A 24841-nucleotide genomic window follows, 5' to 3' on the forward strand; every position below is an offset into this window, starting at 1 on the left:
TGGGCCATGACAACGGCTCTGATTACGGGATCGACCGCGGGGATCGGCGCCGCGTTCGCGCGGCGGCTGGCGGCTGACGGGCACGACCTCGTCCTGGTGGCACGGGACACCAAACGGCTGCGCGAACAGGCGACCGAACTGCACGACCGGCACGGCATCGAGGTGGAGGTGCTGACCGCCGACCTGTCCGAGGACAAGGGCATCGAGTCGGTGGCCGACCGCCTCGGCGACCGGAAGAACCCGGTCGACCTGCTGGTCAACAACGCAGGCTTCGGCAACAAGGGCCGCTATCTGGAGGTGCCCATGGCCGATGAGCTGCGGATGCTCAAGGTGCACTGCGAGGCCGTGCTCCGGCTGACGTCGGCGGCGGCCGAGGCGATGCGCGAGCGCGGCCGGGGCGGGATCGTCAATGTCGCCTCCGTGGCCGCCTTCGTGCCGCGGGGCACCTACGGCGCTTCCAAGGCATGGGTCGTGCAGTTCACGCAGGGCGCGGCCAAGGACCTGGCCGGCAGCGGCGTACGCCTGATGGCCCTGTGCCCCGGCTTCGTGCGCACCGAGTTCCACCAGCGGGCCGGGATGGGCACGGACAACATCCCGGGGTGGATGTGGCTGGACGCCGACAAGCTGGTCGCTACGGCTCTGGCCGACCTGGCGCGCGGGAAGTCGTTGTCGATCCCCGACCCGCGCTACAAGGCGCTGATGGGCCTGGTGAAGGTCACCCCGCGCGGACTGATGGGCGGGATCTCCTCCCGGACCGGACGCAAGTACGGGCCCCGGTAGCGGACGGGTGGCGCTGCCGTCCCGGTGCGAAAATGAGCGTGACACAACCGGGTCAGGGGGGCCGGGAGGCGGCGTCATGACCTTCGTACAGCTCATCGAGTGCAGGACGAGCCGGCTGGACGAGATGAACCGGCTCATGGACGACTGGGTCGAGCAGACCAAGGGGAAGCGGACGGCGACGCACGCGCTGGTCGGCAAGGACCGCTCGGACGCGGCACACATCGTCGAAGTGGTGGAGTTCCCGTCGTACGAGGAGGCGATGCGGAACTCGAACCTCCCGGAGACCGACAGGATCTTCCAGGAGATGGTCGCGCTGTGCGACGAGATGCCGACGTTCACCGATCTGGACGTGGTGCGGGACGAGCGGCTGGCCGAGGACACCGTGCGGCGGTTCTTCGAAGAGCTTCAGACCGCGGGCGAGCTGGCGCCGCTCAATAACCTGCTGAACGAGGACATCCACAGCCACGACCCGGTGAACCCGCAGGACACCATCGGCCTGGACAACGCCCGCGCCGAATACCGGATGTGGCGCGCCGCCTTCGACTTCACGTTCACGGTCGAGGACGTGCTCGCCCAGGGCGACCGGGCTTGCGCGCGGTGGACCTGGAACGCCACGCACAAGGGCGACTTCCTCGGGATCGGGTCCACCGGCCGTCAGGTCACCATGACCGGGATGACGCTGTTCCGCTTCGGCGACGACGGAAAGATCGCCGAGATGTGGTGGCAGCACGACCAGCTCGGGCTGATGCAACAACTCGGTGCGCTGGACGAGTTGGAGCAGTGAAGGACTTCCTGCCGCGGTCCGGACAGGGCGAAGGCCCGGCACCGTGGCGGGTGCCGGGCCTTCGTCAGGAGCGCTTGGCTCAGTGGGCGTGGCCGTGGCCGTGGCCCGCGGCGGCCGGCTCTTCCTCTTCCTTCTTCTCGACGACCAGGGTCTCGGTCGTGAGCAGCAGGGAGGCGATGGAGGCGGCGTTCTCCAGGGCGGAGCGGGTGACCTTCACCGGGTCGATGACGCCGGCCTTGACCAGGTCGCCGTACTCGCCGGTGGCGGCGTTGTAGCCCTGCCCCTTCTCCAGGTCCTTGACCTTGGAGACGATGACGTAGCCCTCCTGGCCGGCGTTCTCGCCGATCCAGCGCAGCGGCTCGACCACGGCGTTGCGGACGACCGCGACACCGGTGGCCTCGTCGCCGGTCTTGTCGAGGTTGCCCTCCAGGACCTTGGAGGAGTGGACCAGCGCGGAGCCACCACCGGAGACGATGCCCTCCTCGACCGCGGCGCGGGTCGCGGAGATGGCGTCCTCCAGACGGTGCTTCTTCTCCTTCAGCTCCACCTCGGTGGCGGCGCCGACCTTGATCACGCACACGCCGCCGGCCAGCTTCGCGAGGCGCTCCTGGAGCTTCTCGCGGTCCCAGTCGGAGTCGGTGTTCTCGATCTCGGCCTTGATCTGGGCGACGCGGCCCGTCAGGTCCTCCTGCTTGCCGGCACCCTCGACGATGGTGGTGTCGTCCTTGGTGACGGTGACGCGGCGGGCGGAGCCGAGCACGTCCAGGCCGACCTGGTCGAGCTTGAGGCCGACCTCCTCGGAGATGACGGTGGCGCCGGTGAGGATCGCCATGTCCTGCAGCATCGCCTTGCGGCGGTCGCCGAAGCCGGGGGCCTTCACCGCGACGGCGTTGAAGGTGCCGCGGATCTTGTTGACGACCAGGGTCGACAGGGCCTCGCCCTCGACGTCCTCGGCGATGATCAGCAGCGGCTTGGAGGCGCCGGCCTGGATGACCTTCTCCAGCAGCGGCAGCAGGTCCTGGATGGAGCTGATCTTGCCCTGGTTGATGAGGATGTACGGGTCGTCGAGGACGGCCTCCATACGCTCCTGGTCCGTCACGAAGTACGGCGACAGGTAGCCCTTGTCGAAGGCCATGCCCTCGGTGAAGTCCAGCTCCAGACCGAAGGTGTTGGACTCCTCGACGGTGATGACACCGTCCTTGCCGACCTTGTCCATCGCCTCGGCGATCAGCTCGCCGACCTGCTGGTCCTGGGCGGACAGCGCGGCGACGGCGGCGATGTCGGACTTCTCGTCGATCGGGCGGGCGGAAGCCAGCAGGTCGTCGGAGACGGCCTTGACGGCGGCGTCGATGCCCTTCTTCAGGGCGGCCGGGGAGGCGCCGGCGGCGACGTTCTTCAGGCCCTCACGGACCAGCGCCTGGGCGAGGACGGTGGCGGTGGTGGTGCCGTCACCCGCGATGTCGTTGGTCTTGGTCGCCACCTCCTTCACCAGCTGCGCGCCGAGGTTCTCGTACGGGTCCTCGATCTCGACCTCGCGGGCGATCGTGACACCGTCGTTGGTGATGGTGGGGGCGCCGAACTTCTTGTCGATGACGACGTTGCGGCCACGGGGGCCGATCGTCACCTTCACCGTGTCGGCCAGCTTGTTGACGCCGCGCTCGAGGGCGCGACGGGCGTCCTCGTCGAACTTCAGGATCTTCGCCATGACAGCGGGAGCCCTCTCGGAAATCTATGGGTGACAAGACAACTGCGCCCCGGGCGCCCGGCTTCTTATCGGTCGCGGGGGGCCAGGGGCGCAGCTCAGAAACTTCGAGGTGGAGTTACTTCTCGATGATCGCGAGAACGTCGCGAGCCGAGAGGACGAGGTACTCCTCGCCGTTGTACTTCACCTCGGTGCCGCCGTACTTGCTGTACAGGACGACGTCGCCGACCTTGACGTCGAGCGGAAGGCGCTCGCCGTTCTCGAACCGGCCCGGGCCCACGGCGAGGACGGCGCCCTCCTGGGGCTTCTCCTTCGCGGTGTCCGGGATGACCAGGCCAGAGGCCGTGGTCTGCTCGGCGTCCAGCGGCTGGACCACGATGCGGTCCTCGAGCGGCTTGATGGCAACCTTGGAGCTGGCGGTCGTCACGATCCGACCTCCCCCTTCGGAGATCTCACGGGGTTAACTGTCTGAGGTGGCGACCAGGTCGATCCGTCGTCGCGGGTGCCGGACCTGCCCGTCGCTTTTTTGGCACTCTCCAGTGGGGAGTGCCAGAGCCGAGACTATGACTGCGGTTAGCACTCGGTCAAGCGGAGTGCCAATGCCGTGCGGCGCGTCGGCCGTTTCTTCGTCGGCGCCGGCGTTCTTCGGTGGCCCGGGGCTGCCCCGCCCTCCCGGGGTCTCCCCGCCGGACGGGCTGTTCATTGCAGGTAGTTTTCGAGGCTCCCCACCGTCAGGCCCCTCTGCTGCACCCTGCGGAGCACCCTCGTCGTGCGCTCCCGCAGGCTCGGGCCCGTTGTCTCGTCCGGGCCGATCAGGATGATGTCGCCGGGGCGGAGATGGTGCGGGCCGTGGGTGTAGACGAGGTCGGTCGGGGTCACGGCGGTGCGCCAGAGGACGAGTGCGGAGATGCCGCAGTCGGAGGCCGCGCGCAAGGTGGTGGTGTCGTACGAGCCGTACGGCGGGCGGAAGAGGTGGGGACGCAGGCCGAGGCGGGAGCCGAGCCGGTCCTGCTGGCCACAGATCTCGGCACGCTGGCCGGCGTAGGGCAGCCCGGACAGCGCGCGGTGGTCGAGGGTGTGGTTCTCGATGCCGGCGCCCAGCCGGTGCAGGCGGGCGAAGTGGCCGTAGCCGGGGCCGGCGGCACTGTCGGTGAGGAACATGCTGAGGGGCAGCCGGAGTTCGCGGACCATGTCGACGAAGCGGGGGTCCTTGTCGGCGCCGTCGTCGTAGGTCAGGAACACGACCCGGTCACGGGTGGGGACGTGGTCCATGACGCGGGGCAGGACGCGGCCGGCGGTGTGCGGGGCGAGGGCCAGCGTGCGGGCGGCGCGGCGCGGCGGGCGGGCGAGGGGCTCGGTCAGCCCCCAGCGGAGGTAGGGCCGGTCGGGGGCGGGGCCGGTCGGGTGTACGCCCTCGGCCGCCTTCTTGCCGAGGCGCTCGATCGGGTCGACGGACTGGGCACAGCCGGTGAGGAGGAGGCCCGACGCGAGCAGCACGGCCAGACCCCGGCCGAGACGCTCCCCTCCGCCCCTGGCCGGCACCCCCTCGCCGGCGGCCGGCACACGTCCCGCGTCCCGGACGTACCGCGCCCGCGGGCCGCCGCGCCCCGCGCTCCCCCGCACCCGCACCCGCACCGGGCCGCCGGAGCCCGCCCTCCCCTCCGCCTGCTCCTTGCCGCTCCCCCCGTGGCTCACAGGTAGTCCTCCAGGCGGGCCACGGCGTAGCCCTCGCGGGTGACCTTGTTCAGGAAGCGGCGCATGTCGTCGATCATCGTGCCGTTCCAGTCGGAGCGGCCTCGGAAGTGGGTGAGGACGATGTCGCCGCGGCGCATCTTCTGGTCGTCCTCGCGGTACTCCCAGTGGTCGACGAAGACCTCCTCGTTCCAGATCGGCGCGTAGCGGATGCCGCAGGACTTGGCGGCGCGCAGGGTGTCCTGGTTGTAGTCGCCGTACGGCGGGCGGAAGACCGTCGGACGCTTGCCGAACTGTCTCTCCATGATGTCCTGCATGCCGCAGATCTCGTCCCGCTGCTCCTCGTAGGACAGGCCCGGCAGGTAGGGGTGGTGCAGGGTGTGGTTGTTGAGGGTGTGGCCGTAGGACTGCATCCTGCGGAAGTACCCGTAGTCGTCGTCGACCAGGTAGTTGCTGAGGAAGGCGGTGTACGGGATCTTCAGGTCCCGCATCATCCGCAGGAAGTCCGGATCCTTCTCCGAACCGTCGTCGATCGTGAGGAAGACGATCTTCTGCTTGGTCGGGATCGTGGTGAAGACAGGGGGCAGCTCCCAGTCCTCCTGGTGGTCCACCTCGAAGCCGTCCCTGGCGGTGATGTGCGGCTTCTTCGCGGGCGGGGGCGGCGGCGTCAGCGGGACCTCGTCCAGTCCCCAGCGCCGGGCGGCGGCGACCAGCCGGGCGTGTTCGGCGGCCTGGCGGGCCTGGGGACTCAGGGCCTGCGCGGGGGCGCCCGGGCCGCGCGCGGGGCTGCTCGCGTCGGGACCCGCGCAGCCGGCGAGGAGTGCGGCGCAGACCAGCACGGCGGATCCCCGGACGAGGAACGAACGTCCGGCATGAATCTGATTTTCATCGTTTTGTACGATTAGTCGCATGGCGTCGGATACTCCCAGGCCGGAGCCCGGATCCCGGGCCGACACCGCCGCCGGAGGCGCACGATCCACCGACTGGCCCACAATGACCCGGTGAACGACCTCGCTCTGCTCCTCACCCCCGAAGGCCGTGCCCTCCTCGACGAGGTCCGCGACACCGCTCCGGCGGACGAACTCGCCGTCGCCACCCGGTTGCGCCGCGACCATCCCGCCGAGCTGGTGTCGGCCGCGCTCGGCCAGGCCCGGCTGCGACAGCGCGCGACGGCGAAGTTCGGGGCGGCGGACGCGGGGCGGATGTTCTTCACGCCGAACGGGGTCGAGCAGTCGACCCGGACCAGCGTGGCGACGTACCGCGCGGAGCGGCTCAAGGGGCTCGGCGTGACCTCCGTGGCCGACCTGTGCTGCGGGATCGGCGGCGACGCGATCGCGTTCGCCCGGGCGGGGATCCGGGTGCTCGCCGTGGACCGGGATCCGGTGACGGCCGCGGTGGCCCGGGCGAACGCCGGGGCGCTGGGGCTGGACGAGCTGATCGAGGTGCGCGAGGCGGACGTCACGGAGGTGGACACCGCCGGGTACGACGCGGTCTTCGTGGATCCGGCGCGCCGCGGGGGCCGCGGCAGGATCTTCGACCCGGAGGCCTACTCGCCGCCACTGTCCTGGGCGGTGGCAGCCGCCTCGGCCGCCGGGACGGCCGCGCTGAAGATCGCCCCGGGCATCCCCCACGAGGCGGTCCCCGCCGAGGCCGAGGCGGAGTGGATCTCCGACGGCGGCGATGTGAAGGAGGCGGTGCTGTGGTTCGGGACGGGGGCACCGGGGGCGGTCCGCGCCACGCTGCTGCCCGGCCCGCGCACGCTGCTCGGCCGCGGCCTGCCCGATCCCGGGATGCGCCCGGTGGGGCGGTACCTGTACGAGCCGGACGGTGCCGTGATCCGCGCCCATCTGGTCGCCGAGGTGGCCGAACACCTGGACGGCGGGCTGATCGACCCGACGATCGCCTACGTCACCGCCGACGAGCTGCGGCCCACGCCGTACGCCTCCGCCTACGAGATCAGCGACCAACTGCCGTTCAACGTCAAGAAGCTGAAGGCCCTGCTGCGCGAGCGCGAGGTCGGGACGCTGACCGTGAAGAAGCGCGGGTCGGCGGTCGAGCCGGAGGAACTGCGCCGGAAGGTCAAGCCGCAGGGACCGAACGCGGCAACGGTGTTCCTCACCCGGGTCGCCGGGGCACCCACGATGCTCGTGGGCCGGCCCGCCTAGACAAGGCCTGGGACGGCGTCTCGCCTGCCCGGCGCAGCAGCAGTTCCCGTTCCTTGTCGTTGCGTGCCAGGCCGGCCGCCCGCTCGAACTCCGCGCGGGCCTCCGCCCGCCGCCCGAGCCGGGCCAGCAGGTCACCGCGGACGCTGGGCAGCAGGTGGTAGTCGCGCAGGGCGGGTTCGGCGGCCAGGGCGTCCACCAGCCTCAGGCCCTCGGCGGGGCCGTCGGCCATCGACACGGCGACCGCGCGGTTCAGCTCGACCACCGGGGACGGGGCACGGGTGGCCAGCAGGCCGTACAGGGTGGCGATGGTCCGCCAGTCGGTCTCCTCGTAGGTGTACGCATGGGCGTGGCACGCGGCGATGGCCGCCTGGAGGGCGTAGCGGCCCGGGGCGCCGGTCGCCGTGGCGCCGGCCCGGTCGAGGGCCTGGACGCCGCGGGCGATGAGCATGCGGTTCCACCGGCGGCGGTTCTGGTCCTTGAGCAGGACGGGCTCTCCGTCCGGACCCGTGCGGGCGGCGGTGCGGGACGCCTGGAACTCCAGCAGCGCGGCCAGGGCGTGCACCTCCGGTTCCCTGGGCATCAGCGCGGACAGCACACGGGCCAGCCGCAGCGCGTCCTCGCACAGGCCGGGGCGCAGCAGGTCGTCGCCGGCGGTCGCCGCGTACCCCTCGTTGAAGATCAGGTAGATGACGTCCAGGACGGAGCCGAGGCGGGCCTCGCGTTCGGGGCCGCAGGGCACCTCGAAGGCGATGTTCTTCTTCGCCAGGGTGCGTTTGGCACGGACGACGCGCTGGGCGATCGTCGGCTCCGGGACGAGGTACGCGCGGGCGATCTCGGCCGTGCTCAGGCCGCCGAGCAGGCGCAGGGTGAGCGCGGTGCGGGCGTCCGGGGACAGCACCGGGTGGCAGGCGGTGAAGACCAGCCGGAGCAGGTCGTCGTCGATCTCGTCCGGGTCGGCGGGCTCGTCGTACGGCGGCGGGGACGACAGCGTGCGGTCCCGGCCGATCTCCTGCAGCTTGCGGGCGTAGGTCTCGCGGCGCCGGACGAGATCGACGGCCCGGCGCCGGGCGGCGGTCATGAGCCAGGCGCCGGGGTTGTCGGGCACACCGTCGCGTGGCCACTGCTCCAGGGCGGCGACCAGGGCGTCCTGCGCCAGTTCCTCGGCGATGCCGACGTCCCGGACGATCCGGGCCACCCCGGCGATGACGCGGGGCGACTCCAGGCGGAAGACGGTCTCGATGGCCTGGGCGGCGGGTCCGGCGGGCTGTCGCTCGGCGGGCCGTGACGCGGTGGGCTGTCGCTCGGTGGGCTGTGTTTCCACAGCCCACCATGCAACACCCCCGGTGCGGCGCGGCGCCAGCGGCTCAGCCCTCGGCGATCTCCCGCACCTCACAGGTCACGGTCCAGAAGTCCTCGTGGACCTGCAGGAACCGCTTCGCCCACTCCAGCGCCTCGGCCTTGTCCTTGCACTGCATGAGCGCGTAGCCGCCGATGACCTCCTTGGACTCGGTGAACGGGCCGTCGGTGACGGAGATCCGGCCGCCCTCCCAGCGCACCCGGGTGCCCTGGGCGGACGGGGTGAGCCCGGCCGTGTCGAGCATGACGCCGGCTTTGGTGACCTCCTCGATCAGCTCGCCCATCCGCCGCATCAGCTCCTCGCTGGGACCCTCGGCGGGGGCGGAGGACTCGTCGATGCGCACGAGCGACAGGTAGCGGGGCATGGTGACTCCTCGGGATCAGGGCGGCGGGGCCTCTCCCCGCCGCTCACCCATGCGTCGAACGGGCGACCCCGGGATCGACACTCCCGCGAGAAAACTTCGGGGAATTTTCCGTCAGCGCAGGGACGCCCACAGCTCGCTCGCCGTCGGTTCGTTCGCCACCACCCGGTTGTGGTCGGAGGGTGCCGGGACGACCGGCATCATCACCGTCCTCACATGGTCGGCGGTCAGGCCCTCAAGGCTCTGGCCGAGCCGCATCAGCGCGCTCAGGGAGTCAAGGCCGGTGTCGGTGGTGAGGCCGGCGGTGACCGCGTCGGCGGCCCGGTACAGCCCGGCCGGGTCGGTGAGCAGGTTCGTGGCGGCCATCTGCGCCAACAGGGCCTTCACCAGCTGCTGTTGCAGCCCTATGCGGCCGAGGTCGCTGCCGTCGCCCACGCCGTACCGGGTGCGGGCGAACGCGAGGGCCTGTCTGCCGTCGAGGTGATGGGGGCCGGCCGCCAGGTGCAGATGACTCTCGTCGTCGTCGATGTCCTGCGCGGTGGTGACGTCGACCCCGCCGACCGCGTCCACCAGCTTCGCGAAGCCGGAGAAGTCGATCTCGACGTAGTGGTCCATGCGGACGTTCGTCATCGACTCGACCGTCTTGACGGCGCAGACCGGGCCGCCCACCTCGTACGCGGTGTTGAACATCGCGCCGTGGGCCACCGCCGTCGAGCCGCCGGATGCGAGCGGGCAGGACGGGCGGGTGACGAGGGTGTCGCGCGGGATGCTGACGACGGTCGCCCGGGTACGGCCCGCGTCGATGTGCACGACCATCGCCGTGTCGGAGCGCGCGCCGGAGCTGTCACCGCCGCCGAGTTCCTGGTTGGCCTTGCCGCTGCGCGAGTCCGAGCCGAGGACCAGGATGTTCAGGGAGCCGGTCGGCAGCGGGGAGGCGGCGGCCGGGGAGGGGGTGATCACCGCCCGGGCGGGCCGGTCGTCGCCGAGCGCGCTGTTGATGTCGACGCTTTTGATGTTGTGGTTCAGGTGCCGGTACGCCCAGCCCACGACGCCCGCGCCCAGCACCAGGGTGCCCGTCAGGGTGAGGCCGGCGATCTTCAGCGCCCTCGACCGCCGGCCCGCCCGTCCGCCCGCGTCGCCCTGCTCCTCGCGTTGCTCCTTGTGTCGCGTCACGGCAGGAACGTAAGTCCGAATTATTAGGGGCTTGTTAGCGGAAGCCGTGAGAATCGGATTTCTTCGACCGTGCGCCCCGGGCGCGTCCCGCCGGCCGGCCGCGTCGCGAACTGATTGAACCTCGGGGGCCGGGTGGAACGTATTGAGCCACGGCGGAAGCACAGTGACCGCGCTTCCGCAAGACCCCTGACACGGGCGTTCAGGATGGTTTCAGGTTGCCCCTGACAGGGTCGTTGATCACCTGAACCCCCCTCACAGGAGCAACAGCCTTGACGACGCCCTCGACGACGACATCCGTCATGAAGAAACTGCCCGAGGTCACCCTCGCGTTCTGGATCATGAAGATCGCGGCGACGACCCTGGGCGAGACCGCGGGAGACCTGTTCGCCCAGACCCTCGAGCTCGGCTACTTCCTCACCACCATCGCCCTGTTCCTGGTCTTCGTGGTGACACTGGTGGTCCAGCTGCGCTCGGCGCGCTACAACCCGTTCTTCTACTGGACCGTGATCCTGTCCACCTCCATGGCCGGCACCACGATGTCCGACTTCATGAACCGGGACGCCAGCGCCCGCTACCTCTCGAACGGCGCGACGCGGCTGGGCTGGGGCCCGCAGGGGCTGGGCCTCGGCTATCCGGAGGGCGCCGCGATCCTGGTCTCGATCCTGCTGCTGATCTTCCTCGGCTGGAAGCTGAGCGGGATGACCTTCCAGATCACCGAGATCGTCACCTTCAGGGGCGAGGCCCTGTTCTGGTCGGCGATCCTGGTCTCCAACACCCTCGGCACCTCCATGGGCGACTTCCTGTCCGACAGCTCAGGGCTCGGCTACCTGGGCGGTGCGGCGCTGGTGACCGGTGTGCTGCTGGTGCTGGTGGCGCTGATGAAGGTCCCGGCGGTGCCGAACGTCCTGCTGTTCTGGATCGCGTTCGTGCTGACCCGCCCGCTGGGCGCGACGGCCGGCGACTTCCTCACCAAGCCGGTCGCCAAGGGCGGTCTGGACCTGGGGACGCTCGGTTCGTCGGTCGTGCTCCTGGCGGTGCTGTTCGGGCTGATGGCATACGCACAGCTCAAGGAGCGGCGGGCGGCGGCGCAGTTCACGAACTCCGCGGCGGAGCCGGTACAGCCGCAGCGGGCCGGCCGGCCGTAACGGCGAAACCCGCTCCCGGAGCACCGGGAGCGGGTTTCGTATGGAGCGCCGGGCAGGCCTTGCACCTGCATCTCCCCGCAGGAAGCGGGACGTCTTTCCTTGGACCACCAACGCACTGCGTCCGATCCGGTGTTCCGGCCGTTCGCTGTGTGATGATCATAGCGCAGTCCGGCCGGGGCCGCCAAACTCAGCCGTCCGCCACCGACTCGAACCGCCAGCGGTGCACGGCCCGGGTCACCAACTCCGGACCGGGTTCGGGCAGTTCGGGCAGCTCTGCGTCGTACGACGTGTCCCACCACGTGATGACCAGCACCCGGTCCTGCGGCGCCCGGAAGGTCTCGCGCCTGAGCGGCTCTTCCGCCAGGCGCTGTTCCCGTGCCCAGGCGAGGAGTTCCGCCCCCCGCCCGTCGGCCGCCCGGGCCTCCCACATCAGGGCGACGGTCATGAGTACAGGTTCTCCTTGCTGACCTCGTGCACATGGTCGTGGTTGCCCGGGACGTGCGGGTCCGTGACCGGCAGGGAGGAGTCGGCCGACAGGTCCCAGCTGGAGGCGGACCGGTTCCGGGCGACCATCTCGGCGCCGAGCGCGGCGACCATCGCGCCGTTGTCCGTGCACAGCTTGGGGCGCGGCACGCGCAGCCGGATGCCGGCCGCCTCGCAGCGCTCCTGTGCGAGCGCCCGCAGCCGGGAGTTGGCCGCGACACCGCCGCCGATCATCAGATGGTCGACGCCCTCGTCCTTGCAGGCGCGGACGGCCTTGCGGGTCAGCACGTCGACGACGGCCTCCTGGAAGGACGCGGCCACGTCACGGACCGGGACCTCCTCGCCGGCCGCGCGCTTGGCCTCGATCCAGCGGGCCACGGCGGTCTTCAGGCCCGAGAAGGAGAAGTCGTACGCGGGGTCGCGCGGGCCGGTCAGGCCGCGCGGGAAGGCGATCGCCTCCGGGTCGCCCTCGCGCGCGTACCGGTCGATGACCGGGCCGCCGGGGAAGCCCAGGTTCAGCACGCGGGCGATCTTGTCGAACGCCTCGCCGGCCGCGTCGTCGATGGTCGCGCCCATGGGGCGGACGTCCGAGGTGATGTCCTCGGACAGCAGCAGGGACGAGTGCCCGCCGCTGACCAGCAGGGCCATCGTCGGCTCGGGCAGCGGGCCGTGCTCCAGCTGGTCGACGCAGATGTGCGAGGCGAGGTGGTTGACGCCGTACAGGGGCTTGCCGAGGGCGTAGGCGTACGCCTTGGCCGCCGAGACGCCGACGAGCAGGGCACCCGCGAGACCGGGACCGGCGGTCACCGCGATGCCGTCCAGGTCCCGGGCGCTGACCCCCGCCTCCTTCAGGGCGCGGTCGATGGTCGGCACCATCGCCTCCAGGTGCGCGCGGGACGCCACCTCGGGTACGACACCGCCGAAGCGGGCGTGCTCGTCCACGCTGGATGCGACGGCGTCCGCCAGCAGGGTGGTGCCGCGGACGATGCCGACGCCGGTCTCGTCGCAGGAGGTCTCGATGCCGAGGACGAGGGGTTCGTCAGCCATTGATCTCGGTTCCTTGTACTGATGAGGAAGGGTCGGTCAGGCGCATGACCAGGGCGTCCACGTTGCCCGGCTGGTAGTAGCCGCGCCGGAAGCCGATCGGCTCGAAGCCGAAGCGCTCGTAGAGCTTCTGGGCGCGGACGTTGTCGACCCGGCATTCGAGCATCACCTCGTGGCACTCGAACGCGGTCGCCGCGCGCAGCAGTTCGGCCAGCAGGCGGGCGCCGAGACCGGTGCCCTGCACGTCGCGGGCCACGGCGATCGTCTGGACGTCGCCCTGCTCACCGGCGGCGACCAGACCGGCGTAGCCGACGATACGGCCGCCGGTCTCGGCGACGAGGTAACGCCGGGTCGCCTCCGGCCCCCGCGCGTGGGCCAGCTCGGACCAGAACATGCCCCGGGACCAGGCGTCCTCGGGGAACAGGTCCTTCTCCAGCTCCAGGACCGGGTCGATGTCCCACCAGCGCATCTCGCGCAGTCGTACGGTCACTTCGGGGTGACCACCTTGTAGTTCTTGGGGACCTGGGCGTCCGGGCGGCGCAGGTACAGCGGGCGGGGGTCCGGCAGCTCCTCACCGGCGGCCAGCCTCTCGGCCGCGAGCGAGGCGAGTGCGGCGGCGGAGACGTGCTCGGGCTCGTGGGCGCTCGGGAACGTGTCCGGGTAGAGCAGCGCGCCGGCGCCGACCGCCGGGAGACCCGCGACCTGCTCGGCGATGTCGGCCGGCCGGTCCACGGCCGGGTCGGTCAGCCGGGTCCGGGAGTCGGCGTACGTCGCCCAGTAGACCTCCTTGCGCCGGGCGTCGGTCGCCACGACGAAGGGGCCCTTTTCGATGTCGGCGGCGTAGGCGAGGCCGTCCAGCGTGCACACGCCGTGCACCGGGACGCCGAGGGCCAGGCCGAAGGTGTCGGCGGTCATCAGACCGACGCGCAGACCGGTGTAGGGGCCGGGCCCGGTGCCGACGACGACGCCGGTGACGGCGTCCAGCTTGAGCCCGGCCTCGGCGAGCACACGGTCGACGGCCGGCAGCAGCAACTCACCGTGCCGGCGCGCGTCCACCTGACTCGACGAGGCGATGACGTCCGTGCCGTCGTGCAGCGCGACGGTGACGGCGGGGGTGGCGGTATCCAGAGCGAGCAAGAGCACGCAAACAGCCTACGGCGCCCACGGCTCACGCATGGCCGTCCGGGTCGGACCGTCACCGGCTGCTACGGTCTGTCTGTACGAAGTACGACATATGACCCGATGCGGAGGTGGGCGCACGTGGCAGGGACCAGCGCGGGGATCGTGGCCGCCCTCACCGCGGCGGCCCTCGGAGCCGTCGGTTTCCTCGCCTACCAGGCCCACGCGACCGCACCGGCGCACCTGGGCGTCAGGCCCGCGGCGGGCGCACCGCCGCTGGCGGCCGCCGGCAAGGCACCCCGCGACCGACGCGACCCGACCGCCCTGCCGCGCGGTTCGGGCAAGGGTGAACGGGTCGTGTACTCGGTGGACGACGACCGGGTCTGGCTGGTCGGCGCGACGAACCGGGTGCAGCGCACGTTCAGGGTGAACCCGGGCAGCATCGACCCGCCGGTCGGCACCTACTGGGTCACCTCCCGTTCGAGCGCGGTCACCGGCTCCGACGGCGTTCCCGTCGAGCACGTCGTGCGGTTCACCAGCGTGGAGGGACTGGCGATCGGGTTCAGTGCGGCGACCGCTCCGCGGGCGGTGGCCGACCCGAGCGCACGGACGGGGGGTATCCGGGAGAGCCGGGCGGACGGCCGGGCGATGTGGGACTTCGCGACCATCGGGGTGCGGGTCGTGGTGATCCGTTAGGCGCCGGGCGCTCCGCGGAGTGCCGCGTCGTGCCGTCTCGCGACTGCGGCGCCGTCGTGGCCGGTCGCGCCAGGCGCGGCGGCAGCCGCCTGGTCGACAGGGCCCCGCGCCCCGTTCGCCCCTCCGGGGCGCTCAGGGGCGCGCGGGGGCCGGGAAACCTCCTTCGCCGCCGCGCAGGAGGCCAGTAGGTCGCGCATGGACACCCCTGCGGCTGCTGCGGGACGGGGCTCGGGCATGGCGCCTCCTGACGTGCGGGGGCGGGCGTAGTTAGGCAGACCTAACCACGGGCTGGATACCATGTGACCACGCCCGGACGTCCTGCGCAATATGTTGCCGACGGCTAGTCGGAAAGTCGGAGGGCCAGGGCCGGTCAGGCCGTGAGCGTCTCCAGACCCGCGTCCGCCCAGCGCTCCCCCAGGCCGGTCAGCGTCACGTGCCGCACCTCGTCCGTGGTGTCTCCGACAGCGCGGTGGATGACGACCTGGAGGCGATCCTCGGTCAGTTCCTCGACCTTGCCCTCGCCCCACTCCACGACGACCACCGAGTCGGGCAGCGAGACGTCGAGGTCCAGGTCCTCCATCTCGTCCAGACCACCGCCGAGCCGGTAGGCGTCGACGTGCACGAGGGGCGGGCCGTCGCCGAGGGAGGGGTGCACCCGGGCGATCACGAAAGTCGGTGAGGTGACCGCGCCGCGCACGCCGAGGCCCTCGCCCAGGCCCCGGGTCAGCGTGGTCTTGCCCGCGCCCAGCTCGCCGCTGAGCATCACCAGGTCACCCGCGCGCAGCAGCTTGGCCAGTCGGCGGCCCAGCTCCCGCATCTGTTCGGGCGCGGTGATCGTCAGCCGGGTCTCAGCGGGGTTGTGCGGTGCTGCTGGTGCTTCCATAGCCAGTAACGGTAGCCCCTGCGGGCACCGCACCCGCACGGGTGAGCAGGTCGGCGAGGCGGTCGGTGACCACTTCCGGGTGCTCCAGCATCACCAGGTGCCCGGCGTCCGGGACGAGGACCAGCTCGGCGTCGGGCAGCAGGTCGGCGATGGCCTCGCTGTGCTCGCTGGGCGTGACCAGGTCCCGGACGCCGGCCAGCACGAGCACCGGCATCTCCCGGAAGCAGGCGAGCGCCTCGGTCTTGTCGTGGTCGGTGAAGGCCGGGTAGAACTCGGCGACCACGTCGATCGGCGTGGACTCGATCATCCGCTCCGCGAACCGCTCGACGGCCGGGTCGACGTCCCGCCCGGCGAACGAGTACCGCTTGATGATCCCGGCGAACAGGTCGGCGGTGGCCCGGCGCCCCTTCTCCACCAGCTCCGCCTGCTGTCCGAGCGCCTTCAGCACCCCGGGCAGGATCCGGCGCACCGCGTTGACGCCGGCGAGGGGCAGCCCGAAGTTGACCTCGCCGAGCCGCCCGGACGACGTACCGACGAAGGCGGTGGCGACGACCCGTTCCCGGATCAGCTCCGGGTACTGGGCGGCGAGGGCCATCATGGTCATGCCGCCCATCGAGTGGCCGACCAGCACGATCGGCCCCTCCGGTACGGCGGCGTCGAGGACGGCCTTCAGATCGCGGCCGAGCTGGTCGATGGTGACCGGCACCCGGTCCCGGGTCTGGGCCACGCCCCGCCCGGACCGGCCGTGACTGCGCTGGTCCCAGTGCACGGTCCGCACCACCCCGCGCAGGGCCGCCCGCTGGAAGTGCCAGGAGTCCTGGCTGAGGCAGTAGCCGTGGCAGAAGACGACGGTCACGGGCGCGGGGGCCTTCCGGCCGAAGAGGCGGCGCCGGCGCGGGGAGACGTTCGGCCCGAGGTCGGGCTCGGCCTCGTCGACCTCGTAGTACAGCTCGGTGCCGTCGTCGGCGTGCGCCTTGCCGGGGGTGCCGCGCAGGGTGCCGTAGGGGCCCGCGGAGTCCAGTGCCAGCCGGGCCTTTCTGCGCATGCCGCGGCCCACCGTCATCCGCTCGACGGCGACGCCGGCCGCCGCGCCCGCGGCGAGCACGCCTATCGCGGCACCGGCGATGCCGGTCGCCCTGCGCCAGCTACCGGCCGCCCCCGCGGCGGAGGCGGCGGCCGCCGAGGCGACGACGTCCGCCACGGCCTCCGCACTGCTCTCGCTCACGTACCGCTCCTCTTCGCCGTACTGCAGTTCGCTGGGTGGGTGAAACGAATGAAACCTGTGATGCAGGTGTGATGCCGGACTGCCGTTGTTGCCGCTGTTGCCGTGCCGCTCGGGAACGGGTTACCCGAGTTCTTCCCCGTTCACATAGACGCGGGGAACCCGGGTTCCGATGCGTGTGACGATTTCGTACGCGATCGTGCCGCAGGCCTGCGCCCAGTCCTCGGCGGTGGGCTCACCGCGGTCGCCGGGTCCGAAGAGGATCGCCTCCGCGCCCGCCTCCGGCTCGTCCCCGCCGAGGTCCACCACGAACTGGTCCATGGCGACCCGCCCGGCGACCGTGCGCCACTTGCCGTCGACCAGCACCGGACCGGTGCCGGAGGCGTGCCGCGGGATGCCGTCCGCGTAGCCCACCGGCACCAGGCCGAGGGTGGTCTCGCCGGGGGTGACGTAGTGGTGGCCGTAGCTGATGCCGTGCCCGCCCGGCGCGCGCTTGACCAGGGCCAGCGAGGCGCTGAGCGTCATGACGGGGCGCAGCCCGAAGTCGGCGGGGGTGCCCAGCTCGGGGCTGGGCGAGATGCCGTACATGGCGATGCCCGTGCGGACCAGGTCGAAGTGGGTCTCGGGCAGGGTGAGCGTGGCGGGCGAGTTGGCGATGTGCCGCACCTCGGGCCGCACGCCCTGTTCCTCGGCGTACGCCAGCATCTCCCGGAACCGGTCCAGTTGGGCGGCGATGGACGGATGCCCGGGCTCGTCGGCGCAGGCGAAGTGCGACCACAGCCCGGTGATGCGGACCAGCCCCTCGGCCTCGGCGCGCAGCGCCTCGGCGACCAGTTCGGGCCAGTCGGCCGGCTGGCAGCCGTTGCGGCCGAGCCCGGTGTCGGCCTTGAGCTGCACGCGCGCGGTGCGTCCGGCCTCGCGGGCCGCCGCCACGACCTCCCGCAGGGCCCACATGCCGCTCAGGGACACGTCGATGTCCGCTTCGACCGCCTGCCGCCAGGGTCCGCCCGGCACCCACAGCCAGCACAGGATGGGCCCCGGCAGCCCGGCCGCGCGCAGCGCGAGGGCCTCCTCGGGCGTGGCCGTGCCGAGCCAGCTCGCGCCCGCCGCGAGGGCCGCGCGGGCACACGGCAGCGCCCCGTGGCCGTAGCCGTCGGACTTGACGACGGCCATCAGGGCCGCGCCCTTCGCCCGGGCACACAGGGCATGCACATTGGCCCGCAGGGCGCCCAGATCGATCTCGGCGCGGGCGCGCAGGGGGGCGGTCGGCACAGTCGCAGTCTCACTCATCGCGCCCCCAGTCTCTCAGAGGGCCGTACGGGCCCCGGGTGCAGTGTCAGGTACCCGGCCGCCGCCCCCACACCTGGACGCAGCCCCAGGCGCCGACGGCGGGGTGGATGCTGCCGTGGACGGCGTGGAAGGTCTCACCGCCGTCGGGGAACTGGGTGTACGGCATGGGCTCGTTGTGCAGGGGCGGCACATGGTTCTCGTGCCGCCGGCAGAGGAGCCGATGGCGTCCTTGATCATGCGATCAGCCAAACGTGGGGCTTCTCCGGTTCGGCGGTCCTGGTTGCTCGCGCCCAGGCGGGCGGAGCCGCATCCCCCGCCCGCTGCGGCACAGGGCAACGCACGGGCTCAGGCGCGGACGTCCCGCCAGGCCTCCGGGATCCGTGCCGCCACGTCATGCGCCCCGACCGGTGCCCCGTCGGCGGCGAAGCGGCCGGCCAGCCCGTGCAGATACGCCGCCGCACTGCCCGCGTCCATCGCCGGCAGCCCCGCCGCCAGCAGCGACCCGGCAAGCCCTGACAGCACGTCACCACTGCCCGCGGTGGCCAGCCATGAGGTCCCCGTGGCGTTCACCCGCACCGCCCCGCCCGCCGAGTCGGCCACCAGCGTCGTCGAGCCCTTGAGCAGCACGGTCGCCCGGTACATCGCCGCCAGCTCGCGCACCGCGGCCAGCCGAGCCCCCTCGACCTCCTCCCGCCGCGCCCCCAGCAGCGCGGCGGCCTCTCCCGCGTGCGGGGTCATCAGGGTCGGCGCCGTACGCCCGCGCACCGCGTCCCGCTCGGCCAGCCGCAGCCCGTCCGCGTCGATCAGCACCGGCACGTCCGCGCGCAGCACTTCCGCCACGGTCACCGCGTCGTCGCCCGCTCCCGGCCCGACCACCCAGGCCTGCACCCGCCCGGCCCCGGCCGGACCGGTGTCGGACACGAGGGTCTCCGGGAAGCGTGCGATGACCGCATCACCCGCGGGTCCGACGTACCGTACGGCGCCCGCACCGCCCCGCAGTGCCCCGGACACGGCGAGCACGGCGGCCCCCGGATACCGCGCGGACCCGGCGGCGATGCCCACGACCCCCCGCCGGTACTTGTCGCTCTCCGCCGTGGGCACCGGCAGCAGCCGCGCGACCTCGGCATGCTGCAGTGCCTCCAGCTCGGCCTCGCCCGGCAGCTCCAGCCCGATGTCGACGAGCCGTACGACGCCGGCGTACTCCCGCGCCGGATCGATCAGCAGTCCGGGTTTGCAGGTGCCGAAGGTGACGGTGAGGTCGGCCCGGACCGCGGCCCCCCGCACCTCTCCGGTGTCGGCCTCGACCCCGCTGGGCAGGTCCACGGCCACCACGGCGGCCCGGGACCGCTCCACCCGTCGCGCGAGCTTCTCGGCGTCGGGCCGCAGCCCGCCCTTGCCGCCGATCCCCACGATCCCGTCGACGACCAGATCCGCACCCTCGATCAGCTCGTCGACGGCATCGGACGCGGCGACGGTTCCCCCGGCCCTGCGCAGAGCGGTGAGCCCCCCGCCGTGCGCCCGTTCGGGCGTGAGCAGTACGGCCGTGACCCCGGCTCCCCGCCGGGCGAGCCGGGCCCCCGCGTACAGCGCGTCCCCGCCGTTGTCGCCGCTGCCGACGAGCAGCACCACCCGGCTGCCGTACACCCGCCCGAGCAACTCGGCGCAGGCGGCGGCCAGCCCCGCGGCGGCCCGCTGCATCAGCGCACCCTCCGGCAGCCGCGCCATCAGTGCGCGTTCGGCCGCCCTTACCGTCTCCACGCTGTACGCAGTACGCATGGCACCGAGTCTGCCCCGGAACCGCGGCCGTCCACACCCGGGGCACCGGGCCTGTCCGGCGGATCGGGCCGGTTCCCGGAGGCGGTGTCGGGTCCGTGCAGGTGAGGGCCCTGGGGGGGGTGTCGTTTGGATCAGGCCGGTCGGCACCCCCTAGCCCTCGGCGATCACCACGGCCGAGGCGACCCCCGCGTCATGGCTGAGCGACACATGCCAGGACCGCACGCCCAGTTCCGCGGCCCGCGCCGCCACGGTCCCCGTCACCCGCAGCCGGGGCTGCCCGCTGTCCTCGACGTACACCTCGGCATCGGTCCAGTGCAGTCCGGGCGGCGCGCCGAGCGCCTTCGCCAGTGCCTCCTTGGCGGCGAACCGGACCGCGAGCGAAGCGATCCCGCGCCGCTCCCCGCTGGGCAGCAGCAACTCCCGTTCCACGAACAGCCGGTCGGCCAGCCCCGGGGTCCGCTCCAGCGAGGCACGGAACCGGTCGATCTCGGCGACGTCGATCCCCACTCCGATGATGCTCATGCCGGGCAGCCTACGATCGCGCGCCCCGCCGCACCCGCCCACCTGCCGGAATCCCGGTGCCGAGCCGCGCATCACCCGTCTACGCTGCGCTCCATGACGTCGCAGTCCTATCTTTCCGGCCTGTTCTCGCTGGACGGCCGTGTCGCCGTGGTGACCGGAGGCAGTTCCGGCATCGGCCGTGCCATCGCCGGGGCACTGGCGCGGGCCGGTGCGAGTGTGGTCGCCGTGGCCCGCGGCAAGGAGCAACTCGCCGAGACTGTGGGCCGGTTGACGGCCGAGGGCTGCCGGGCCGGCTGGGTCGCGGCCGATCTGAGCACCCGGGACGGCGTACGCGCCGCGGCCGAGGAGGCGGCCGGTGTCTTCGGGGAGCCCGACATCCTCGTCAACTCGGCCGGGATCAACCTGCGCCCGCCCATGAGCGAGCTGGGCGAGGACGTGTGGGACGCCACCATGGCCGTGAACCTTCAGGCGCCCTTCCTGCTGGGGCAGCGGTTCGGGCCCGGCATGGCGGAGCGGGGCTTCGGCCGGATCATCCACATCACCTCCCAGCAGGCCCACCGCGCCTTCGTGCAGAGCGGTGCGTACGGCGTCTCGAAGGGCGCGCTGGAGTCGCTGGCCCGCTCGCAGGCCGAGGCCTGGTCGCCGTACGGCGTCACCGTCAACACCCTGGTGCCGGGGTTCGTGATGACGCCGCTCAACCAGCGGTTGTCGTCCGACCCGGAGAAGGTGGCGGCGCTGGCCGCGCGCACGATGACCGGCCGCAACGGTCTCGCGGAGGACTTCGAAGGCGCGGCCGTCTTCCTCGCGAGCCGCGCCTCCGCCTATGTCACGGGCCAGTCGGTCTTCGTGGACGGCGGCCTGTCGGTGCACTGAGGCCGCAGACCGGTGGCCGCCACGGCCTACTCCACCGTCACCGACTTCGCCAGGTTGCGTGGCTGGTCCACCTCGTTGCCGCGGGCGGCGGCCAGCTCGCAGGCGAAGACCTGCAGGGGGACCGTGGCGACCAGCGGCTGCAGCAGGGTCGGGGTGGCCGGGATGCGGATCAGGTGGTCGGCGTAGGGGACCACCGCCTCGTCGCCCTCCTCCGCGATCACGATCGTGCGCGCCCCGCGGGCCCGGATCTCCTGGATGTTGGAGACGATCTTGTCGTGCAGGACCGAGCGGCCACGCGGGGAGGGGACGACCACGACCACCGGCACGTCCTCCTCGATCAGGGCGATCGGGCCGTGCTTCAGCTCGCCCGCCGCGAAGCCCTCGGCGTGCATGTAGGCGAGTTCCTTGAGCTTGAGGGCGCCTTCGAGGGCCACCGGGTAGCCCACGTGCCGGCCGAGGAACAGGACCGTGCTCTTCTGTGCCAGTGTCCGTGCGAGCGCCCGCACCGGCTCCATGGTCTCCAGAACCCGCCCGACGTCCTCCGAGATCCCGGAGAGGTCCTTGATCACCGCCAGGATCTCGTCGCCCCACTTGGTGCCGCGCACCTGGCCCAGATACAGGGCGACCAGGTAGCAGGCCACCAGCTGGGTCAGGAACGCCTTCGTGGAGGCGACCGCGACCTCGGGGCCCGCGTGCGTGTACAGCACCGCGTCCGACTCGCGCGGGATCGTCGAACCGTTGGTGTTGCAGATCGCCAGCACCTTGGAGCCCTGCTCACGGGCGTGCCGCAGGGCCATCAGGGTGTCCATGGTCTCGCCGGACTGCGAGATGGCGATGACCAGGGAGCGGCTGTCCAGGATCGGGTCCCGGTAGCGGAACTCGCTGGCCAGCTCCACCTCGCACGGGATCCGCGTCCAGTGCTCGATGGCGTACTTGGCGATCAGGCCGGCGTGGAAAGCCGTACCGCAGGCGACGATGACCACCTTGTCGATCTCGCGCAGCTCGGAGGGCGAGATACGGACCTCGTCCAGCGTCAGCGAACCCGACGGGTCGATCCGGCCGAGCAGCGTATCGGCGACCGCCTTGGGCTGCTCGGCGATCTCCTTGAGCATGAAGTAGTCATACCCCCCCTTTTCGGCGGCGGAGGCGTCCCAGTCCACGTGGTAGGAGCGGACGTCGGCCGGGCGGCCGTCGAAGCCCGTGACCGTGACGCCGTCGCGGCGCAGCTCCACCACCTGGTCCTGGCCCAGTTCGACCGCCGAGCGCGTGTGGGCGATGAACGCGGCGACGTCGGAGGCCAGGAACGCCTCACCCTCTCCAACGCCCACCACCAGCGGGGAGTTCCGCCGCGCGCCCACGACCACGTCCGGCTCGTCGGCGTGCACCGCGACCAGCGTGAACGCACCCTCCAGCCGCCGGCACACCAGCCGCATGGCCTCCGCCAGGTCGGCGGTCGCCGAGAACTCCTCGGCGAGGAGGTGCGCGACGACCTCGGTGTCCGTCTCGGAGGCCAGTTCGTGGCCCCGCTCGGCCAGTTCGGCCCGCAGCACCGCGAAATTCTCGATGATCCCGTTGTGGACGACGGCGACCCGGCCCGCGTTGTCCAGATGGGGATGGGCGTTGGCGTCGGTCGGTCCGCCGTGCGTGGCCCAGCGGGTGTGCCCGATACCCGTCGAGCCCGTCGGCAGCGGTCGTTCGACCAGTTCCTTCTCCAGGTTGACCAGCTTCCCGGCCTTCTTCGCCGCGGCCAGCCCGCCGTCCGCCAGCACGGCGACACCGGCCGAGTCGTATCCCCGGTACTCCAGCCGCTTCAGTCCGGCCATCACGACGTCGAGCGCTGACTGTGACCCTACGTATCCCACGATTCCGCACATGAGCCGCAGCCTACGGCCCGTCCGGCACCGGAAAACGCTTCCGTGTGCCCGAATTCGGAAATTCCCACCGCCATACGAACCGCTCGTTGGGCCGCGGGCGTGACGGACCCCACCCGCCGTCCCGTTCAAACTCCGTTAACAATGGACTGTGATCTCACCGGTCTCCTCGATGCCCCGGAGCGCCCACCGGCACAGGCCGGAGGCGACTCCCTACGTCGACCTCACCCGCGCCGAGTGGAGCGCTCTGCGCGACAAGACGCCGCTGCCGCTCACCGCCGAGGAGGTGGAGAAGCTGCGCGGTCTGGGAGATGTGATCGACCTGGACGAGGTGCGGGACATCTACCTCCCGCTGTCCCGGCTCCTCAATCTGTACGTGGGTGCCACCGACGGACTCAGAGGCGCCCTGAACACCTTCCTCGGAGAGCAGGGCTCCCAGTCCGGCACCCCGTTCGTGATAGGTGTCGCCGGCTCCGTGGCCTGCGGCAAGTCCACCGTCTCCCGGCTCCTGCAGGCCCTGCTCTCCCGCTGGCCCGAGCACCCGCGCGTCGAACTGGTCACCACCGACGGCTTCCTCCTGCCCACCAAGGAGCTTCAGGCCCGCGGTCTGATGTCGCGGAAAGGATTCCCCGAGTCCTACGACCGCCGGGCCCTCACCCGGTTCGTCGCCGACATCAAGGCGGGCAAGGACGAGGTCACGGCGCCCGTCTACTCCCACCTCATCTACGACATCGTCCCGGACCAGCGGCTCACGGTCCGCCGGCCCGACATCCTGATCGTCGAGGGACTGAACGTCCTGCAGCCCGCCCTCCCCGGCAAGGACGGCCGCACCCGGGTCGGTCTCGTCGACTACTTCGACTTCAGCGTGTACGTCGACGCCGGCGCCGAGGACATCGAGCGCTGGTACCTCAACCGCTTCAAGAAGCTGCGCCAGACCGCCTTCCAGAACCCGAACTCGTACTTCCGCAAGTACACCCAGGTCTCCGAGGAGGAGGCCCTGGACTACGCGCGCACCCTGTGGCGGACGATCAACAAACCCAACCTGATCGAGAACATCGCCCCCACCCGGGGCCGCGCCACCCTCGTCATCCGCAAGGGCCCGGACCACAAGGTGCAGCGACTGCGGCTGCGCAAGCTGTAACCCTGCCCGTTGGACGGGCCCGGATGGGCACCATGCTGCACCTGCGCCTGATCACCCCGGCCGACCGGACCGACGACGATGTCCGACTGCCGGAACCCCGACACTGCTGGCCCAGAAGTGACTGTGGGCCAGACAGCGCGAGCGTACGGCGAGGGCCGGCGGCTTCTAGAACCGCCTTTCGCAGTTCGTGTTGACGGTGTCGCCGGGGTCGGCGAACACCGTGTCGGTGTCGCCGCCGTCGCCGCAGTTCACCGTGTCGCCACCGGCGTTGTCCTGGACGCCGATCGTGTCGTTGCCGCCGTCGGTGGTCACGGTGTCGGTGCCCGTACCGGCGTCGACGGTGGTGTTGACATGAACCGTGGAACCGTCGAAGGAGTCGTTCCCGTCGCCCAGCGCGATGGCGAGCCGGGTCACCGTACTGACCGGGCCGCAGTCGGCGCTGGTGGTGCTGTTGGGCACCCGGGTGCAGCCCGGGCCGATCGCAATGCCTTTGGTATCGGTGAGGATCAGATGGCTGTTGGCGTTGACGGTGACCGTGACGACGTTCGCCACACCGGCGCGCGCCTGGAGTCCGACGAGGCCGCCGAAGATGCGGAACGCCGTGGAGCCCGGCGTCTGGGCTGCGGCCGGGGCGGCGGCCGAGGTGACGAGAAGACCCGCCACCAGGGCCGGACCGGCCGCTCGCTTCAGGGTGCTGCTCACGATCTTCATGCTGTGCTTCTCTTTCGTCGAGGGGGACGCCGCTCTCAGCGGCCTCGACGT

Annotated in this window: 25 protein-coding genes; 7 read left to right on the top strand and 18 right to left on the bottom strand. The window is 71.7% G+C overall.

Annotation, left to right across the window (positions count from 1 at the left end; genetic code table 11):
* Positions 1-6: 6 nt before the first annotated feature.
* Together ACZ41I_RS19330 and ACZ41I_RS19335 are read left to right on the top strand one after the other, a co-directional pair.
* A complete protein-coding gene (locus tag ACZ41I_RS19330; protein WP_363214325.1) occupies positions 7-780 on the top strand; it encodes an SDR family NAD(P)-dependent oxidoreductase in 774 nt (257 codons plus the stop codon).
* A 76-nt stretch (positions 781-856) separates the two neighbouring features.
* Positions 857-1564 carry an ester cyclase gene (locus tag ACZ41I_RS19335; protein ID WP_399763656.1) on the top strand — a complete coding sequence of 236 codons (708 nt, stop codon included), beginning with the start codon at positions 857-859 and terminating at the stop codon, positions 1562-1564.
* A 79-nt stretch (positions 1565-1643) separates the two neighbouring features.
* Here ACZ41I_RS19335 and groL read toward each other — a convergent pair whose 3' ends face one another.
* The 4 genes from groL to ACZ41I_RS19355 form a co-directional block, all read right to left on the bottom strand.
* Complete coding sequence (groL, locus tag ACZ41I_RS19340; RefSeq protein WP_363214327.1) at positions 1644-3269, bottom strand: chaperonin GroEL; 1626 nt, start codon at positions 3267-3269, stop codon at positions 1644-1646.
* A gap of 115 nt (positions 3270-3384) precedes the next feature.
* Complete coding sequence (gene groES / locus ACZ41I_RS19345) at positions 3385-3693, bottom strand: co-chaperone GroES (protein WP_039652762.1); 309 nt, start codon at positions 3691-3693, stop codon at positions 3385-3387.
* 272 nt (positions 3694-3965) lie between these two features.
* Positions 3966-4808, bottom strand: a complete 843-nt coding sequence (locus ACZ41I_RS19350) for a polysaccharide deacetylase family protein (RefSeq protein WP_468514749.1) — start codon at positions 4806-4808, stop codon at positions 3966-3968.
* A 149-nt stretch (positions 4809-4957) separates the two neighbouring features.
* Positions 4958-5869, bottom strand: coding sequence for a polysaccharide deacetylase family protein (locus ACZ41I_RS19355; RefSeq protein WP_468514653.1), 912 nt, complete (start codon positions 5867-5869; stop codon positions 4958-4960).
* A gap of 90 nt (positions 5870-5959) precedes the next feature.
* Between ACZ41I_RS19355 and ACZ41I_RS19360 the strand changes: the two genes are divergently transcribed.
* On the top strand, positions 5960-7123 hold the full coding sequence (locus ACZ41I_RS19360) for a THUMP-like domain-containing protein (RefSeq protein ID WP_468514654.1): 1164 nt from the start codon (positions 5960-5962) through the stop codon (positions 7121-7123).
* On the opposite strand, the gene ACZ41I_RS19365 is transcribed toward ACZ41I_RS19360, so the two are convergent.
* The 3 genes from ACZ41I_RS19365 to ACZ41I_RS19375 all read right to left on the bottom strand — a co-directional run bounded on the left by ACZ41I_RS19365 (position 7074) and on the right by ACZ41I_RS19375 (position 10014).
* The gene (locus tag ACZ41I_RS19365; protein WP_468514655.1) at positions 7074-8444 is read right to left on the bottom strand and encodes an RNA polymerase sigma factor; all 1371 of its coding nucleotides are present in this window, start codon (positions 8442-8444) and stop codon (positions 7074-7076) included. The two genes, ACZ41I_RS19360 and ACZ41I_RS19365, sit on opposite strands and share 50 nt — an antisense overlap.
* Before the next feature lie 43 nt (positions 8445-8487).
* Entirely contained in the window at positions 8488-8844 is a 357-nt protein-coding gene (locus ACZ41I_RS19370; RefSeq protein WP_363214330.1) for a YciI family protein, read from the bottom strand.
* A gap of 111 nt (positions 8845-8955) precedes the next feature.
* A complete protein-coding gene (locus ACZ41I_RS19375; protein WP_468514656.1) occupies positions 8956-10014 on the bottom strand; it encodes an LCP family protein in 1059 nt (352 codons plus the stop codon).
* Positions 10015-10283: 269 nt separating this feature from the next.
* Here ACZ41I_RS19375 and ACZ41I_RS19380 point away from each other — a divergent pair, with 269 nt between their 5' ends.
* Positions 10284-11159: a COG4705 family protein gene (locus ACZ41I_RS19380; RefSeq protein WP_468514657.1), complete on the top strand. Its 876-nt coding sequence runs from the start codon at positions 10284-10286 to the stop codon at positions 11157-11159.
* Positions 11160-11346: 187 nt separating this feature from the next.
* On the opposite strand, the gene ACZ41I_RS19385 is transcribed toward ACZ41I_RS19380, so the two are convergent.
* Genes ACZ41I_RS19385 through tsaB form a run of 4 tightly spaced genes read right to left on the bottom strand, consistent with a single transcriptional unit; the run spans position 11347 to position 13829 of the window.
* Entirely contained in the window at positions 11347-11604 is a 258-nt protein-coding gene (locus ACZ41I_RS19385; RefSeq protein ID WP_468324834.1) for a hypothetical protein, read from the bottom strand.
* A complete protein-coding gene (gene tsaD / locus ACZ41I_RS19390) occupies positions 11601-12689 on the bottom strand; it encodes a tRNA (adenosine(37)-N6)-threonylcarbamoyltransferase complex transferase subunit TsaD (protein ID WP_363214336.1) in 1089 nt (362 codons plus the stop codon). Before tsaD ends, ACZ41I_RS19385 begins: the two co-directional genes overlap by 4 nt.
* The gene (rimI, locus tag ACZ41I_RS19395; protein WP_363214409.1) at positions 12682-13155 is read right to left on the bottom strand and encodes a ribosomal protein S18-alanine N-acetyltransferase; all 474 of its coding nucleotides are present in this window, start codon (positions 13153-13155) and stop codon (positions 12682-12684) included. Before rimI ends, tsaD begins: the two co-directional genes overlap by 8 nt.
* A gap of 17 nt (positions 13156-13172) precedes the next feature.
* On the bottom strand, positions 13173-13829 hold the full coding sequence (tsaB, locus tag ACZ41I_RS19400) for a tRNA (adenosine(37)-N6)-threonylcarbamoyltransferase complex dimerization subunit type 1 TsaB (protein WP_363214337.1): 657 nt from the start codon (positions 13827-13829) through the stop codon (positions 13173-13175).
* A 117-nt stretch (positions 13830-13946) separates the two neighbouring features.
* Here tsaB and ACZ41I_RS19405 point away from each other — a divergent pair, with 117 nt between their 5' ends.
* A complete protein-coding gene (locus ACZ41I_RS19405; protein ID WP_363214338.1) occupies positions 13947-14501 on the top strand; it encodes a hypothetical protein in 555 nt (184 codons plus the stop codon).
* 370 nt (positions 14502-14871) lie between these two features.
* Here the strand turns inward: ACZ41I_RS19405 and tsaE are convergent, their stop codons facing one another.
* From tsaE to ACZ41I_RS19430, 5 genes are all read right to left on the bottom strand, one after another.
* On the bottom strand, positions 14872-15384 hold the full coding sequence (gene tsaE / locus ACZ41I_RS19410) for a tRNA (adenosine(37)-N6)-threonylcarbamoyltransferase complex ATPase subunit type 1 TsaE (protein ID WP_399763637.1): 513 nt from the start codon (positions 15382-15384) through the stop codon (positions 14872-14874).
* Entirely contained in the window at positions 15350-16609 is a 1260-nt protein-coding gene (locus ACZ41I_RS19415) for an alpha/beta fold hydrolase (RefSeq protein WP_399763633.1), read from the bottom strand. Before ACZ41I_RS19415 ends, tsaE begins: the two co-directional genes overlap by 35 nt.
* Positions 16610-16729: 120 nt before the next feature.
* Positions 16730-17896, bottom strand: coding sequence for an alanine racemase (alr, locus tag ACZ41I_RS19420; protein ID WP_399763630.1), 1167 nt, complete (start codon positions 17894-17896; stop codon positions 16730-16732).
* Positions 17897-18241: 345 nt separating this feature from the next.
* The gene (locus tag ACZ41I_RS19425) at positions 18242-19672 is read right to left on the bottom strand and encodes an NAD(P)H-hydrate dehydratase (RefSeq protein WP_399763629.1); all 1431 of its coding nucleotides are present in this window, start codon (positions 19670-19672) and stop codon (positions 18242-18244) included.
* Between the two features lie 150 nt (positions 19673-19822).
* On the bottom strand, positions 19823-20194 hold the full coding sequence (locus ACZ41I_RS19430; protein WP_351239047.1) for a holo-ACP synthase: 372 nt from the start codon (positions 20192-20194) through the stop codon (positions 19823-19825).
* 93 nt (positions 20195-20287) lie between these two features.
* On the opposite strand from ACZ41I_RS19430, the gene ACZ41I_RS19435 reads away from it, so the two are divergent.
* Positions 20288-21067: an SDR family NAD(P)-dependent oxidoreductase gene (locus ACZ41I_RS19435; protein ID WP_468514658.1), complete on the top strand. Its 780-nt coding sequence runs from the start codon at positions 20288-20290 to the stop codon at positions 21065-21067.
* Between the two features lie 26 nt (positions 21068-21093).
* Here ACZ41I_RS19435 and glmS read toward each other — a convergent pair whose 3' ends face one another.
* Positions 21094-22941: a glutamine--fructose-6-phosphate transaminase (isomerizing) gene (gene glmS, locus ACZ41I_RS19440; RefSeq protein WP_399763623.1), complete on the bottom strand. Its 1848-nt coding sequence runs from the start codon at positions 22939-22941 to the stop codon at positions 21094-21096.
* 169 nt (positions 22942-23110) lie between these two features.
* Here glmS and coaA point away from each other — a divergent pair, with 169 nt between their 5' ends.
* Positions 23111-24079, top strand: a complete 969-nt coding sequence (gene coaA / locus ACZ41I_RS19445; RefSeq protein WP_399764808.1) for a type I pantothenate kinase — start codon at positions 23111-23113, stop codon at positions 24077-24079.
* 165 nt (positions 24080-24244) lie between these two features.
* Here the strand turns inward: coaA and ACZ41I_RS19450 are convergent, their stop codons facing one another.
* Entirely contained in the window at positions 24245-24781 is a 537-nt protein-coding gene (locus ACZ41I_RS19450; RefSeq protein WP_468514659.1) for a hypothetical protein, read from the bottom strand.
* Positions 24782-24841 lie beyond the last annotated feature (60 nt).

This window comes from Streptomyces sp. NPDC030799 (assembly GCF_055572255.1).

Bases quoted from the DNA above. Each gene is read 5' to 3' on its own strand.
- ACZ41I_RS19330 (WP_363214325.1), top strand. From the start codon at position 7: ATGACAACGGCTCTGATTACGGGATCGACCGCGGGGATCGGCGCCGCG.
- ACZ41I_RS19335 (WP_399763656.1), top strand. From the start codon at position 857: ATGACCTTCGTACAGCTCATCGAGTGCAGGACGAGCCGGCTGGACGAG.
- groL (WP_363214327.1), bottom strand. From the start codon at position 3,269: ATGGCGAAGATCCTGAAGTTCGACGAGGACGCCCGTCGCGCCCTCGAG.
- ACZ41I_RS19355 (WP_468514653.1), bottom strand. From the start codon at position 5,869: ATGCGACTAATCGTACAAAACGATGAAAATCAGATTCATGCCGGACGT.
- ACZ41I_RS19370 (WP_363214330.1), bottom strand. From the start codon at position 8,844: ATGCCCCGCTACCTGTCGCTCGTGCGCATCGACGAGTCCTCCGCCCCC.
- ACZ41I_RS19385 (WP_468324834.1), bottom strand. From the start codon at position 11,604: ATGACCGTCGCCCTGATGTGGGAGGCCCGGGCGGCCGACGGGCGGGGG.
- tsaD (WP_363214336.1), bottom strand. From the start codon at position 12,689: ATGGCTGACGAACCCCTCGTCCTCGGCATCGAGACCTCCTGCGACGAG.
- rimI (WP_363214409.1), bottom strand. From the start codon at position 13,155: ATGCGCTGGTGGGACATCGACCCGGTCCTGGAGCTGGAGAAGGACCTG.
- tsaE (WP_399763637.1), bottom strand. From the start codon at position 15,384: ATGGAAGCACCAGCAGCACCGCACAACCCCGCTGAGACCCGGCTGACG.
- alr (WP_399763630.1), bottom strand. From the start codon at position 17,896: ATGAGTGAGACTGCGACTGTGCCGACCGCCCCCCTGCGCGCCCGCGCC.
- ACZ41I_RS19425 (WP_399763629.1), bottom strand. From the start codon at position 19,672: ATGCGTACTGCGTACAGCGTGGAGACGGTAAGGGCGGCCGAACGCGCA.
- ACZ41I_RS19430 (WP_351239047.1), bottom strand. From the start codon at position 20,194: ATGAGCATCATCGGAGTGGGGATCGACGTCGCCGAGATCGACCGGTTC.
- ACZ41I_RS19435 (WP_468514658.1), top strand. From the start codon at position 20,288: ATGACGTCGCAGTCCTATCTTTCCGGCCTGTTCTCGCTGGACGGCCGT.
- glmS (WP_399763623.1), bottom strand. From the start codon at position 22,941: ATGTGCGGAATCGTGGGATACGTAGGGTCACAGTCAGCGCTCGACGTC.
- coaA (WP_399764808.1), top strand. From the start codon at position 23,111: ATGCCCCGGAGCGCCCACCGGCACAGGCCGGAGGCGACTCCCTACGTC.